The sequence below is a fragment of the Kitasatospora sp. NPDC059146 genome (assembly GCF_042786665.1).
Classification (GTDB): domain Bacteria; phylum Actinomycetota; class Actinomycetes; order Streptomycetales; family Streptomycetaceae; genus Kitasatospora.
The window spans coordinates 25,182-39,184 of record NZ_JBHZCY010000039.1; the positions used below are offsets into that span (position 1 = coordinate 25,182).

The 14,003-nt window shown below is 74.6% G+C and carries 12 protein-coding genes; 5 read left to right on the forward strand and 7 right to left on the reverse strand.

Features of this window, described 5'->3' with window-relative positions:
- The first annotated feature begins 69 nt into the window (after window positions 1-69).
- Entirely contained in the window at window positions 70-1,200 is a 1,131-nt protein-coding gene (locus ACFXPX_RS18780; RefSeq protein WP_375892372.1) for a PLP-dependent cysteine synthase family protein, read from the forward strand.
- Between the two features lie 101 nt (window positions 1,201-1,301).
- On the opposite strand, the gene ACFXPX_RS18785 is transcribed toward ACFXPX_RS18780, so the two are convergent.
- The 5 genes from ACFXPX_RS18785 to mscL form a co-directional block, all read right to left on the reverse strand.
- Window positions 1,302-1,607 (reverse strand): DUF6191 domain-containing protein, encoded by a 306-nt coding sequence (locus ACFXPX_RS18785; RefSeq protein WP_380525611.1) that lies wholly within the window; start codon window positions 1,605-1,607, stop codon window positions 1,302-1,304.
- Window positions 1,608-1,672: 65 nt separating this feature from the next.
- A complete protein-coding gene (locus tag ACFXPX_RS18790; RefSeq protein WP_380642302.1) occupies window positions 1,673-4,126 on the reverse strand; it encodes a right-handed parallel beta-helix repeat-containing protein in 2,454 nt (817 codons plus the stop codon).
- A gap of 297 nt (window positions 4,127-4,423) precedes the next feature.
- A complete protein-coding gene (locus tag ACFXPX_RS18795) occupies window positions 4,424-5,299 on the reverse strand; it encodes an MOSC domain-containing protein (RefSeq protein WP_380525612.1) in 876 nt (291 codons plus the stop codon).
- Window positions 5,300-5,561: 262 nt separating this feature from the next.
- Entirely contained in the window at window positions 5,562-6,356 is a 795-nt protein-coding gene (locus tag ACFXPX_RS18800) for a DUF6643 family protein (RefSeq protein WP_375892364.1), read from the reverse strand.
- Between the two features lie 419 nt (window positions 6,357-6,775).
- Entirely contained in the window at window positions 6,776-7,222 is a 447-nt protein-coding gene (gene mscL / locus ACFXPX_RS18805; protein WP_375892363.1) for a large conductance mechanosensitive channel protein MscL, read from the reverse strand.
- A 498-nt stretch (window positions 7,223-7,720) separates the two neighbouring features.
- Between mscL and ACFXPX_RS18810 the strand changes: the two genes are divergently transcribed.
- From ACFXPX_RS18810 to ACFXPX_RS18820, 3 genes are all read left to right on the forward strand, one after another.
- Complete coding sequence (locus ACFXPX_RS18810; RefSeq protein ID WP_380525613.1) at window positions 7,721-8,923, forward strand: glycosyltransferase family 4 protein; 1,203 nt, start codon at window positions 7,721-7,723, stop codon at window positions 8,921-8,923.
- 92 nt (window positions 8,924-9,015) lie between these two features.
- The gene (locus ACFXPX_RS18815; RefSeq protein WP_380642304.1) at window positions 9,016-9,708 is read left to right on the forward strand and encodes a thiol:disulfide interchange protein DsbA/DsbL; all 693 of its coding nucleotides are present in this window, start codon (window positions 9,016-9,018) and stop codon (window positions 9,706-9,708) included.
- A 65-nt stretch (window positions 9,709-9,773) separates the two neighbouring features.
- Complete coding sequence (locus ACFXPX_RS18820; protein WP_380642306.1) at window positions 9,774-10,649, forward strand: alpha/beta fold hydrolase; 876 nt, start codon at window positions 9,774-9,776, stop codon at window positions 10,647-10,649.
- 18 nt (window positions 10,650-10,667) lie between these two features.
- Here ACFXPX_RS18820 and ACFXPX_RS18825 read toward each other — a convergent pair whose 3' ends face one another.
- On the reverse strand, window positions 10,668-11,414 hold the full coding sequence (locus tag ACFXPX_RS18825) for an SAM-dependent methyltransferase (RefSeq protein WP_375892357.1): 747 nt from the start codon (window positions 11,412-11,414) through the stop codon (window positions 10,668-10,670).
- A gap of 92 nt (window positions 11,415-11,506) precedes the next feature.
- Complete coding sequence (locus ACFXPX_RS18830; RefSeq protein WP_380642308.1) at window positions 11,507-12,655, reverse strand: glycosyltransferase; 1,149 nt, start codon at window positions 12,653-12,655, stop codon at window positions 11,507-11,509.
- A gap of 57 nt (window positions 12,656-12,712) precedes the next feature.
- Here ACFXPX_RS18830 and ACFXPX_RS18835 point away from each other — a divergent pair, with 57 nt between their 5' ends.
- Window positions 12,713-13,483: a glutamate racemase gene (locus ACFXPX_RS18835; protein ID WP_380642310.1), complete on the forward strand. Its 771-nt coding sequence runs from the start codon at window positions 12,713-12,715 to the stop codon at window positions 13,481-13,483.
- The last annotated feature ends 520 nt before the right edge of the window (window positions 13,484-14,003 follow it).

Here is a 14,003-nt window from a genome sequence, read left to right on the forward strand (position 1 = left end):
GGTCACTTATCGTGACCCTCGTACACTCGTAGTGAGCAGCGGGGGGCCGCAACGAGGGAGTACGTGACCATGAGCACCCAGTCCGGTGGGATCGTCGGCATCGAGCCGACCGTCGACGTCGACCGCTCCGACCAGCAGTACCGCGACTGGCTCAAGGAGGCGGTGCGCAAGGTCCACGCCGACGCCAACCGCTCCGCCGACACCCACCTGCTGCGCTTCCCGCTGCCCGCCGAGTGGGGGATCGACCTCTACCTCAAGGACGAGTCCACCCACCCGACCGGCTCGCTCAAGCACCGGCTGGCCCGCTCGCTCTTCCTCTACGGGCTCTGCAACGGCTGGATCCGCCCCGGAAAGCCGGTGATCGAGGCCTCCAGCGGCTCCACCGCCGTCTCCGAGGCGTACTTCGCCCAGCTGATCGGGGTGCCGTTCATCGCCGTCATGGCCAAGAGCACCAGTCAGGCCAAGATCGACCTGATCGAGTTCCACGGCGGCGAGTGCCACCTGGTCGAGCGCTCGGACGAGGTCTACGAGGCCTCCGCGCGGCTCGCCGAGGAGACCGGCGGGCACTACATGGACCAGTTCACCTACGCCGAGCGGGCCACCGACTGGCGCGGCAACAACAACATCGCCGAGTCGGTCTTCGCCCAGCTGCGCCTGGAGCCGCACCCGGAGCCGGCCTGGATCGTGGCCACCGCGGGCACCGGCGGCACCTCGGCGACCATCGCCCGGTACGTGCACTACATGCAGTACGACACCCGGATCTGCGTCGCGGACCCGGAGAACTCCTGCTTCTTCGAGGGCTGGGTGAACCACGACCCGGACGCCGTCTGCGCGAGCGGCTCCCGGATCGAGGGCATCGGGCGGCCCCGGATGGAGCCGAGCTTCGTGCCCGGGGCGGTCGACCGGATGATGAAGGTGCCCGACGCCGCCTCGATCGCCGCGGTGCGGCTGCTGGAGCAGGTGCTCGGGAAGAAGGCCGGTGCCTCCACCGGGACGGGACTGTGGAGCGCGCTGCGGATCGTCGCGGAGATGCGGGCGGCCGGCCGGACGGGCAGCGTGGTCGGCCTGATCTGCGACCCGGGGGACCGCTACCTGGACAAGTACTACTCGGACGACTGGCTGGCCGGTGAGCGGATCGACATCGCCCCGTACCGGTCCGCCCTGGAGGACTTCCTGGCGGGCGGCGCCTGGACGGGCTGACGGGTCGTCGGCTGGCGGGTGACGACTGACAACCGACGGATGACAACTGACAGATAACAGATTTCAAAATCTGTTATCTGTCAGTTGTCATCCGTCGTCCGTCACCCGCCCGCACCCCGTCGGATCACGGCCCGGCCGCCCGCGAGGTCGATCCCGGTGCGCTTCGGTGCGCCGTCGTGCTCGTCGTCCCGCAGCACCAGCTCGACCCGGCGCTGCTCCAGCTGTGCCCGCTTGCCCGGGTAGAGCAGCGCGTGCAGCTCCTCCGTCGCGGTCGCACCGGCGCCGCGCCCGACCGGGGCGGCGTGCCGACTGCGCAGTCGCCGTACCACCGCGCCGAGGAAGAACAGCACCACCAGCCCGGCCGGTAACAGCAGTCCGCCCGCGGCGCCCGTCAGAAGCGTTTCCATGACCGGCCCAACGCCCCGTCGCCGACGGGGAGTTCCCGCGCCGTCCCGCCGTCCCGCCGGCCGGCCTACGGCAGAGTTGCAGCCGGCAGGTCCGCCGGGACGAGCAGCTGCAGTTCCTCCGTGGACGGGTCGGCCAGCGAGGCCACCCGCACCGCGTGGCGCTCGACCATGGTCTCGAACACCTGCCGCGCGGTGCGCCCGTTGCCGAAGTTGGGGCCGCGCTCCAGCCCGCCGAAGTGGTCCAGCAGCGCGCCCTCGGCGGCCTCGGAGAGCGCGTACTCGTGCTCCGCGCACTGGGCCCGGGCGATCTCCAGGAGTTCGTCCGCCGTGTAGTCGGGAAAGGTGACGGTCCGTGAGAAGCGGGACGAGACACCGGGGTTGGCGGAGAGGAAGCGCTCCATCGCGGCGGTGTAGCCGGCCACGATGACGACCACCTCGTCCCGGTGGTCCTCCATCAGTTTGACCAGGGTGTCGATCGCCTCGCGCCCGAAGTCCCGGGCGCCGTCCTCGGGGGCGAGGGCGTACGCCTCGTCGATGAAGAGGACCCCGCCGCGGGCCCGGTCGAAGGCGGCGGCGGTGCGGATCGCGGTGGAGCCGATGTGCTCGCCGACGAGGTCGACCCGGGCCACCTCGACCAGGTGGCCGCGCTGGAGCACCCCGAGCGAGGCGAGGATCTCGCCGTACAGCCGGGCGACGGTGGTCTTGCCGGTGCCGGGGGCGCCGGTGAAGACCAGGTGGCGGCGGAGCGAGGGGGCCTTGAGGCCGGCCTGGCGGCGGCGCCGGCCGACCGAGATCAGGTCGATCAGCGTGCGCACCTCCTGCTTCACCGTGGCCAGGCCGACCAGCGAGTCCAGTTCGGCGAGCGCCTCGTCGGCCGGGCGGCAGTCCGGGATCGGCGCGATCGTGGCCGTCGCCGCGGCGGCGGAGCCCGCCACCGGGGAGGTCGAGAGGGCGGTCGACACCGGTGCCGCCGTGGCGTGTTGGGCGGGCCTCGGGGCGGGCAGCTCGGGCCGTCCGGCGGTGCCCGGGCCGGCCGGGGCGGGCGGGGCCACGTCGTCCGAGGTGCACCCCTCCGCGACCGGTCCGGGCTCGGAGAACTCGAAGCCGGCCCGTTCGTTCTGCTCCGCCCGGCAGCGGGTGAGCTGGGTGCGGCACCCGTCGATGATGTGGAAGCCGAAGCCCTTGCCGTGCGAGACCCGGCAGTCCTCGAAGGTGCCGCGGCCCTGGGCCGAGACGTACACCCCGGCGTCCGTGCTGGCCCGTACCGTGCACTCGCGCAGCACCGGGTCGGCGCCCTTGGTGACGATCACCCCGGTGGCGACGTCGGAGATCTCGCAGTCGGTGAGCAGTCCGCCGCTGCCGTGGTCGCGGAACCAGAGCCCGGTCCCGGCCTCCTGCACCTGGCAGGAGGCGAGCGTGACGGTGGCCCCGCCGCTGACCGAGACGGCCGAGCTGCGGATCCGGCTGAACGAGCAGCCCCGGGCGACGGCCGCGGAGTCCCGGTCGAGGACGAACAGCGCGTCCGGCAGGTCGTACAGCGAGCAGTCGGTGAGGGTCAGCCGGGCGCCGTCGCTGACCCACAGCGCCGGGTACTCACCGGTGGAGCCGTGGATCCGGCAGGACTCGGCGACCGCCTCGGTGCCCTGGTCCCAGACCGAGAGCGCGCCGCGCCCGAAGTCCCGCACGGTGCTGTTGGACAGGCGGAGTTTGGCGCGGCCGCGCAGGTCGGCGCCGTTCTCCGGCAGGTCGTGCACCCGGCAGCCGGTGAGCACCAGTTCGGCCTCGCCGTCCAGGGTCAGGCCGTTGCCGGTGACCCGGTGGATGTCGCAGTCGACCAGCCGTCCGCCGGCCTGGGCCTCGGCCTGCACGCCGCTGCCGCGGATCTCGTAGATCTCGCAGCCGGTGAGCTCCGCGGCGCTGCCCGGGTCGGAGAGCAGCACGCCGGCGCCGGAGGCGTGGTGGATCCGGCAGCGGTCGAGGGCGGCGGTCGCCCCGCCGAGCACGGCGAGCCCGGCCTGGCCGGCCGCGGCGACCTCGCAGTCCTCGAAGGCGGCGGCGGTGCCCTCGCCGCGCAGCCGCAGCCCGAGGCCGCCGGGGTTGGCGACCACGCAGCCGCGCAGGGTCGGGCGGGCGCCGCCGCCGATCTCGACCCCGGTGGCGGAGCGGGTCTCGATCCGGCAGCCGCTGAACGCGGGCGTCGCCTGCGCTCCGGTGACCAGGACGGCCGGGGCGGAGCTGTCGCCGCCCTCGACCACCAGGTCGCGCACGGTCGCGGCGGCGGTGACGGTGATCGCCACCCCGGAGGCCGGTTCGATCCGGACGGTGCCCGGGCCCTGGGCCGCAACGATCGTCACCGGCTTGTCCAGCAGCACGTTCTCCCGGAAGGTGCCGGGCCGGACGGTCACGGTGTCGCCCGGCTCGGCGGCGGCCAGGGCCTCCGCGAGCGTGTCGTACTCGCCCGCGCGGCGGCGCCAGCGGGATGCGCTGTCCTGGGTGACCCGGACCCTGTGCTCAGCCATGACGATCTGTCGTCCCCACCTTCGTCGTGCCGGCGATCAACGGGCCGTGGGCGCGGGGGTGCGCGGGCCGTCCGCCCACCGTAGCGCGCCCGGACGGGTGATCCGTCCGTCCGTCCGGACCGGCCGGTGCGCCCGCCCGGGGCCGCTCGGCACGGGCGGGCACCGGGGGCGCCCACCGCGGCCACAGGTTCCGACCACTTGCTTCAACGAGCGCGCACAGCCGGAGTTCCGTGCCGGCGGGCCGGAGGCCGCGCTCCGGGCAGGGCGCGGGAGTCGGGGCAGGGCGCGGTGGTGGCGTCAGCGCTGGTCGGGGGACCAGTGCGCCCCGTCCTCCAGGACCTCGACGTCGTCGCCGAGGCGCAGCGTCCCCAGCACGTCGCCCTCGACACCGGCCGGGCGCTCGGGGATCAGGTTCTGTCCGAACGCGGCCCTCCGCAGCAGCCGGTGGTGCCGGGCCAGGGTGCGCAGCGGCTCGGGGCCGCGCCGCTCGCCGCTCTCCTGGTCGGTGGTGGTGACCACGCAGCGGCCGCAGGGCTTGACCACCTGGAAGGTGAGCGCGCCGATCCGGATCCGGCGCCAGCCGTCCTCGGCCCAGGGCTCGGAGCCGGCGACCACCACGTTGGGGCGGAAACGTTCCATCGGCAGGGTCTCGTGGCCGTCCGGGTGCTCGGCGGCGATCAGTTCGTTGAGCCGCTCCAGCGAGCCGGTGGCGGTGAGCAGCAGCGGGAAGCCGTCGGCCATCGAGACGGTGTCGCCGGGCCGGCCGTACTCCGGGTCGACGGGCCGGGCGCGCGGGTCGTCCAGGTGCACCAGGCGGTAGTCGCCGAGGCGGTCGGCGATCCACTCGTGGGCGTCCTTGGCGGCCTCGACGGCGCGGAAGCGGGTGCCCCAGACCTCGACCTCGGCGATCGGGTCGCCGGCGTCGGCGGCGGGCGCGGCGACCTCGATCCGGGAGCCGTCGGGGGCGGTCAGCGCCAGTGCGCCGTCCGGCAGCAGGTCGACCCGGACCTGTCCGAGGGCGGCGTTCTCGCGCTGGCTGACGAAGCGTCCGGTGGGGTCGGCGAGCATCCAGCGGCGGTCTCCGGCCAGACCCCAGGGATGGACCGCGGCGCTGTCGGGGCTCAGGCGGTACATCGACTTGACGGGGTAGACGTGGAGTCCGGTGAGGTGCATCCCTCCATCCTGCCAGCAGCGATCGGGGCGGACGCGGCTGCCCCGGGGCGCTTCGCGACCGCTGCGGACCGGTGGGGGAGCACCGGTCCGGGACCTCTCCCGGCCCCCGTACGCGCACGGACCGCCCGGTACGCCGTGGGGGGCGTTCCGGGCGGTCCGTGGATGACCCGTTCTCCGTTCGCCCGGCGTTCGGGGGGCGCCGGGTGGTGCTCAGGTGGTGCGGGTGGTGGCCGGTGGGGGCGGCCCCGTGGTGTGCTCGGGCTCAGTAACCCTGGCCCTGCGGCTGGTAGCCGCCCTGCTGGTAGCCGCCGGGCTCGCCGTACGGGCCGGGGCGCTGCGGCTGCATCGGGCGGACCGGCGCGACCGGCGCCATGGCCGGGCGCAGCTGGGCGCCGCCGAAGCTCTGGTCGCCGCCCTGGCCCTGGAAGCCGGGGCCGGCCGGGTTCTGGCCACCGAAGGACTGCTGGCCGCCGAAGCCCTGCGGACCGCCCTGCGGGCCGCCGGGTTGGCCCTGGCCGAAACCGGCCGGTCCGCCGGTCGGCTGCGCGCCGAAGGTCTGCTGCCCGCCCTGGCCGATGAAGGTGTTCTGGCCGCCGAAGCTCTGGCCGCCGGTCGGCTGGTAGCCACCGCCGGCGGTCTGCGCGAAGGTCGGGGCGGCGGGCTGCGGTCGCTGGTACGGCTGGGGGGCGCCGTAACCGGGGACGGGCGGCTGCGGCGCGGAGGCGTACGCGGGCGCGGGCTGCGCCGGGATGTACGCCGTGGCCGGGCCGGCGGAGGGGCCGCTGCTCGGGCCGGGGCCCAGGGCGAGGCGGGCGGGCGGCAGCGCGGGGAGGTTGCTGCCGGCACTCTCGTACCCGTTGCCGTACCGGTTCTCGTAGGACTGGCCGAGGCCGGATCCGTAACCGGAGGACAGTGCCGGGGGCAGGGCCGCCGGCACGTTGATGGGTGCGATCTGGGGGACGCCGCGCTCAGCCACGAGGCTGTCGTAGATCGGCGTGCCGGAGGAGAAGGACGGAGAGGGGTAGCCGACTCCGTCGTAGGAGCGGGGCGAGGTCATGGGGCATACGGTAAGCCCACAATGCGCCTGCTGAGGAGAGCGGGAGGGGGAGCAGTTCGAGTGTTTACACAGTCTTCGCCCGCACAAAGGTTTCGAAAGTAGGAAGAACGGACATACCGGCGTTCAGTTCCGGACAGTCCTGGCACCCCGTCAGTGATCGAACAGCACCCGGACGCAGCCCCCGCAAGGCCTTGCGGTGACGGGCCGATGGCCGTTCGGGGACGCTGTGGAGAAACTTTTGCGGACAGGGCGTGCGCCGGCGCATTCGAGCCCCCGCCGACGGTCCGGCGGAGGCTCGTGAATGTTTGGGGAATAAATTTCCCGTCAGCGCCCACAGCGGGCGTTCCGGGCGCGGTCCGGTACCGGTTTGGGCGCGGTCCGGTAGCGGTCCGACCGCCGTCCGGATGCCATCCGGGGCGTCAGTGCGACTGTAGCGCCTGGGACTGCGCGGGCAGACCGGGTCGGGCGGCCACCTCGCTGGTGCAGAAGGAGCAGCGGGTCGCGGCGGCCGGGATCGAGCTCAGGCACTCCGGGCAGTCGGCCTTGGCGGCCGGCGCCGAGGCCTTCTCGAAGCGGTCCTGCAACTTGCCGACCGGCACCACCACGGCGAAGTAGATGAGCGCGCTGACCAGCACGAACCCGATCAGCGCGTTGACGAAGAGGCCGTACGGGAACTTGGTGCCGCCCACCTCGAAGGTCTTCTGGGTGAAGTCGCCGACCGCGCCGGTGGCGACCCCGATCAACGGGGTGAGGAAGGCGCTGACGAACCCGGTGACGACGGCGGTGAAGGCCGCGCCGATCACGATGCCGACCGCGAGGTCCACCACGTTGCCGCGCAGCAGGAAGCTGCGGAATCCCTTGAACACCGGGTGACTCCAAATCCGAACGGGGAAGGGGGAGATGGGGCAGAACGGCGGGCGCCCCGGCCGGACATCCTGCCGACCGGCGCGGGCCGAGGTCCAACCGCGTTCACCCGATCCGCGTAACCGGTCGGCGGCCCGGAGCGGGCACGCCCGGGCGGGGCACGGGCCCTGCGCGTACCGGCCGTCCGGCCGCCCGCGGCCCGAGGTTGACCCGTTGGGGTGACGCTTGGGTGCGCGCCGCTGCCGTGACCGCCGGTGCGGCCCCCGGTGCGGCCCCCGACGCGGCGCCGGCGGCGTGAGCCGGTCCCCGACGCGGCGTGCGGGGGAGCGGAGGGCGGTCCTGCGGAGCGGCGGGGGGCGAGGCGGGGCGCACGGCGGTCGCAACCGGCGCACGACGGCGGGTCCTCAGCGCACACCGGGTGTACGGGCGCGGGCGCACGGGCCACCACCAGGTTGCGCGAAGGGGCTGTACCGCGCCGGGCGCTGTGCCAAGGTCGGTCCATGCCCGACCCTACGGCGGCCGATTCGGCCGGAGCCCGCCCGCGCGTCCTGCACCTGATCAGCGACGAACGCCGGGGCGGCGCCCAGAACTTCGCCCGTGACCTCCACCGGGAACTGCGCCGCCGGGGTCAGGCCTCCGCGCTGTGCGCGCTCGCCCCGCACCCGGCCGTACCACCCGCCCGACCGGGCGCGGGCGCGGCCGGGGTGTGCACCGCGGGGACGGTCGTCCCGGGGACCTGCGGCGAGGGCTGCCCCGACACCGCCCGGCCGCGCGCCGCCGCCGTGCTCGGCCCCGGCCGCCTGCGCCCGAGCACCCTGTGGGCGCTGCGCTCCGCCGCCCGCGCCGCCGACGTGGTGCTCGCCCACGGCTCCGACACCCTGGCCGCCTGCGCCCTCGCCCTGGCCGGCACCCCCACCCCCTTCGTCTACGTCTCGGTCGGCCACCCCCGCTACTGGACCGCCAACCGGCTGCGCAGACTGCGCGGGGGCGCCCTGATGCACCGTGCCGCGGCCGTCACCACGCTCACCGACGAGGCGCGCGAGGTGCTGGAGGGACAGTTCGAACTGCCCGGCGGCAAGGTCCGGGTGATCCCCAACTCCCGTGCGGCCGAGAGCTATCCGCCCGCCGACGGCCGGGACGACCGGCGTGCCGCCCGGCACGCCCTGGGCCTGCCCGCCGACGTCCTGCTGGTCGCCTGGATCGGTGCGATAGCTCCCGAGAAGCGGCTCGACCTCGCCCTCGACGTGCTCGACCGGCTGCCCGACGTCCGGATGGCCGTCGCCGGGGACGGCCCGCTGCTGGAGGCCCTGGCGCGCCACCCGGCCGCCGCCCGCGCCCACTTCCTCGGCCCGCTGCCCGACCCGGCCCCGCTCTACCGGGCCGCGGACGCACTGCTGCTCACCAGCGACAGCGAGGGAGTGCCCGGGGCGCTGATCGAGGCGGCGCTGGCCGGGGTGCCCGCCGTGGCCACCGACGTCGGCTGGGTGCGCGAGGTGGTCCGGGACGGTGCCACCGGAGCGCTGGTCGCCCCCGGGGACCCGCTCGCGCTGGCCGAGGCGCTGGCCAAGGTGCTGGCCTGCAACCGTGCGGGCCTCGGCGCCGCGGCCCGGGCGCACGCGCTGGAGCACTTCGAACTGGGCGCGGTGGTGGACGACTGGCAGCGGCTGGTCGCCGAGGTGTGGGCGGGCGGCCCGCCGAGCTGAGCCGCGGCCCGGCTACGCCGTTCGGGCGAATCCGGGCCCGCCGCCCCGTACCGACTCGCCGGTAACGGGGCGTCGGCACCACACTGCCCGGTGTGAACTCGAAGTCGCTGCTGCGGTCCGCCGTCCTGCTCGCCATCGCCGCCGGGATCGCCGTGTCGCCCGTCCAGGCCGGTGCGGTGGCCCACCGATCCCCCTCCGAGGGAGCGCAGTTCGTCAAGCTCGACCACCCGCAGCCGGTGCGCGAGGACACCCGCACCGAGGCGGTCGAGTTCTTCTGGTACGACTGCGGCCACTCCCAGGCGCTGGAGCAGCCGCTGGAGGCCTGGGCCGAGAAGCACCGCTCCGACGTCGCGCTCCGCCGGGTCCCGGCGATCTGGCCGGGCGGTTCGGACGAGGGCGTGCAGCGCGCCCACGCCCGGCTGTACTACACCGTGGAGCGCCTCGGGCTGGTCGACCGGCTCCAGGTCAGCGCGTTCCGCTCGATCCACACCGACCACGCCGACCTCACCACCGAGGCCGCCGCCACCGACTGGGCGGTGCGCCACGGCGTCGACGCCCAGCGCTTCCGTACGGCCTACCGCTCCGCCGAGGTGGGGCGGTCGGTGGACGACGCGGCCGCCCAGTTCGTCCGCTACGGCATCAACGAGCTCCCGACGGTGGTCGTCCAGGGCGAGTACCGGACCTCGCCGACCAAGGCCGGCGGCGTCGAGGCGATGCCCGAGGTGCTCGACTACCTGGTGCAGCAGGAGCAGGTGAAGGGCCACCGGACCCCGATCGGCGGGTGACTTCTGGTCAGCTCGCTCCCGCACAGGCCTATGCCTAACCGTTCAGATGCGCTTTAATGGTTAGCATGAGCGAGCTGACGATCCCCCAGGTCCACCACCGCCACGTCGACCTCGACGGTCTGCGCGTCTTCTACCGCGAAACCGGCCCGGCCGACGCCCCCGTCCTCCTGCTGCTGCACGGCTTCCCCTCCGCCTCCCACCAGTACGCCCGGCTGCTCGACGCGCTCGGCACCCGCTACCGCCTGATAGTCCCCGACTACCCCGGCTTCGGTCACAGCGACAGCCCCTCGCCGGAGACCTTCCCGTACCGCTTCGACACCCTCGCCGACGTCATCGAGCGCTTCTGCCTCGCCCTCGGCCTGGACCGCTTCGCGCTCTACGTCTTCGACTTCGGCGCCCCCGTCGGCCTGCGCCTGGCCACCCGCCGACCGGAGTGGATCACCGGCCTGGTGGTCCAGAACGGCAACGCCTACGAGGAGGGGCTCTCCGACCAGGCGAAGGGGTTCATCGCCAACCGGCGCGGCGTCCCCGGCGCCGAGGAGGCCGCCCGCTCGATCCTCACCCTGGACGTCACCCGCAGCCAGTACGAGGGCGGCACCACCGACCCGAGCCTGGTCGCCCCCGACGGCTGGACCCTCGACCAGCACTTCCTCGACCTGCCCGGCCGCAAGGACATCCAGGTCGAGCTCGCCCTCGACTACTTCTCCAACGTCGAGCTCTACCCGGCCTGGCAGGCCTGGCTGCGCGCCGAGCAGCCGCCCACGCTGGTGATCTGGGGGCGCAACGACCCGTTCTTCACCGAGGCCGGCGCCCGCGCCTACCTGCGCGACCTGCCCGGGGCCGAACTGCACGTCCTGGACACCGGGCACTTCGCCCTGGAGGAGAAGCTGCCCGAAATCGCCCCGCTGATCGACGACTTCCTCGCCAGGACGCAGAAGTAGCGCCTTCGGAAGGGGAGTTCAGCCCCGGCGCAGCAGGTAGCTGACGAAGCCGAGCGTCCCCCGGTAGCCGTGCAGCCATCCGGTGCGGTGCGCGTCCGCGGCCTCGCGGGCGGCCGCCGCGTCCGGGTCCTCCGGGTGGTCCAGTGCCCACTCGGCCAGCGAACCCGTCCAGGAGAACTCGTAGTCGTCCCACTCGCGCACCGAGCTGACGTGCCCGTACACCGGTGTCCAACCCGCCGCGAGCACCCGGTCGGTGGTCGTCGCGAGGTCCGCGAAGTCCTCCGGGACGGCGCCCAGTCCGTCCAGCGCGGCCCGGGACGGCTCCCGCTCCCAGAACCCCTCGCCGACCAGCAACCGCCCACCGGGAGCGAGCAGTTCGCGGGCCGCCGCGAGCGTGGGCAGCAGTCCGTCGAAGGCGTGGGTGGAGCCCACGCACAGCACCAGGTCGAAGGGCTCGCGGTCGGTGAACTCCCGGGCGTCCCGGTGGTGCAGGCCGATCCGGCGCACCACGCCGAGCGCCGTCGCCGCCTCCCTCGCCCGGGTCAGCGCCGCGGCGTCCACGTCCACCCCCACCGCCCGCCAGCCCGGCCGCGCGGCCAGCGCCCGCAGCAGCCAGGCGCCCTCCCCGCAGCCGAGGTCCAGCACCCGGCCGCTGTCCTGCCCGCCCAGCGCGCGCTCCAGCAGCCGGGACACCGAGCCGTCCGACAGGGGCGCCGCGATCGGGCGGTGGGCATGGGCGAGCCGGGAGATCCGCTGACGGTCCATCCGAGCAGTATGGGCCCCGACCGGCCCGCCGCGCCGCCCTTTTCCGCCTCGGGGATCGCCTCGGGAATCGCCTCTGTGCTCACCTCCGCGGCTCACCTCCCGGAGTACGTCCGGCCCTTCCAGGCCGCGCCCCGGCCGCGCCAGTGCTGCACCGCCGAGTCCACCGTCATCAGCAGGTACAGCGAAGCGGTGAACGGCAGCAGCAGCACGGCCACGGCCGGCTGCCCGTAGTACCGGACCATCGGCAGATAGGTGCCTGCCATCAACGCCCAGGCCGCCGCGCCCGCCGCCGCCACCCACGGCGCCCCCGCCACCAGCCCGGCCACCAGCGCCACCGGCGGCACCAGGTACACCAGCGCCAGCCCCAGCACCGTCCCCAGCAGCAACAGCGGCGAGTGCCGCAACTGGGCGTACGCGCTGCGCGACACCATCCGCCACAACTGCTCCAGCCGCGGGTACGGGCGGACGCTGTCCACCTCCTCGGCCAGGCCCAGCCAGGTGCGCCCGCCCGAGGACTTCACCGACCGGGCCAGCGAGACGTCGTCGATCACCGCGCCCCGGATGCCCGCCACCCCGCCCGCCCGCTCCAGCGCCTCCCGCCGCACCAGCGAACAGCCGCCCGCCGCGGCCGCCGTCCGCGCACCCGGGTGGTTGCTCCGGCGAAAGGGGTACAGCTGGGCGAAGAAGTACACGAAGGCCGGCACGACCAGTCGCTCCCAGCCGGTCTCCACCCGCAGCCGGGCCATCTGCGACACCAGGTCCAGCCCGTTCGACTCGGCCGCGGCCACCAGCTCGGCCAGCGAGTCCGGGCCGTGCGCGATGTCCGCGTCCGTCAGCAGCAGGTACTGGACGTCCGGGCCGGCCAGCTCCACCCCGTGCCGCAGCGCCCACAGCTTGCCCGTCCAGCCCTCGGGCAGCGGGGGAGGGGTGGTGACCGTCAGCTCCAGTCCGTCCAGCGTCCGCAGCTCCGCCGCCACCGCGCCGGTGCCGTCCGAACTGTGGTCGTCCACCAGGATCACCCGCGCCCGACCCGGGTACTTCTGCGCCAGCAGCGTCGGCAGGCTCACCGGCAGCACGGCTGCCTCGTCCCGGGCCGGCACCACGATCGCCGCCTCCGGCCAGCGCGCCGGCGGACGGCGCGGCGGCAGCCGGACGTCGGTGCGCCAGAACGAACCGTGGCAGCACGCCAGCCAGAGCCAGACCAGCAGGGAGAACGCGGCGATCCACAGCAGCACGGTCACCCCGGCAGTCTGCCGCAGAACCGGCGGCGAGGGGTGGATCGACTAAAGTCTTGCCTCGTGAAGATCGCACTGATGGACTCCGGAATCGGCCTGCTGGCCGCCGCCGCCGCGATCCGGGAGCTGCGCCCGGACGCCGACCTGGTGCTGTCCTCCAACCCGGCCTCGATGCCGTGGGGGCCCCGCACGCCCGAAGAGGTCACCGAGCTGGCCCTCGGCTGCTGCCGGGCCGCGGCCGCCCTCGGCCCCGACGCCCTGGTGATCGCCTGCAACACGGCCTCGGTCCACGCCCTCGACACGCTGCGCGCCGAACTCGAACCCGGACTGCCCGTCATCGGCACCGTCCCGGCGATCAAGCCCGCCGCCGCCCTCGGCGGCCGGGTCGCGATCTGGGCCACCCCCGCCACCACCGGCAGCGCCTACCAGCGCGGGCTGATCCGTGACTTCGGCGGCACCGCCGAGGTCACCGAGGTCGCCTGCCCCGGCCTGGCGGACGCGGTCGAGCACGGCGACGACGCCGCCATCACCGTGGCCGTCGCCGACGCGGCCGCCCGCACCCCGGAGGGCACCGACGTGGTGGTGCTCGGCTGCACCCACTACGAACTGGTGGCCGACCGCATCCGCGCGGCCGTCGCCCCCACCGCCGCCCCGGGCCTGATCCTCCACGGCTCCGCCGAGGCCGTCGCCGCCCAGGCCCTCCGCCGCGTCGCCGACCCCACCCGCATCGGCAGCGGCACCCTCACCGTCCTCCACGCCGGCGCCCCCGCCACCCTCCCCCCCGCCGCCACCCTCTACCCCCAGGGCCTCACCCTCACCCCGGTCCCCGCCTGACCCCAGCGCCCCGGGGACCGCACCCGGTGACCCACCCCCGCGCGGCCCCTGCGGCGCTCCCGCGCACGGAAAGTCGGCCCGTCCGACTTCCCGCTCCGCAGCGCCCTGGCCCGAATCCGAGTGTCGGGGTGGCAATTCCATCCCGCCGGCGCCCGGCATGTCTCGATCCGATCCGTTGCTGCGCCGCCCATCGGCACCCCGTACAGGAAGTCGGTCGGGCCGACTTCTCTTGCGTCAGGGCCTGCCGGTGAGGGGGCCGGGGCGAATACTGGTGCGGTCCCGTGCTCCAAGGCGCCAAGCCCCCCACGATCGCGTGCCCCACGGAAGGTCGGCCTGGCCGACTTCTCATGGGGAGGAGGGCCCGACCTCGAGGAGTCAGGGCGGGCAGAGACCCTTCCTCCTGGCGTAGCAAGTCGGCCTGGCCGACTTCCGGTGCGTGGGGTGGTGCCGTTCGGGCAGGGAGCCTGCCTGGGAGGCAGGGCGGGGCGTGTCCCGGAGCCCCGCGCCGCGCCGCGCGGGG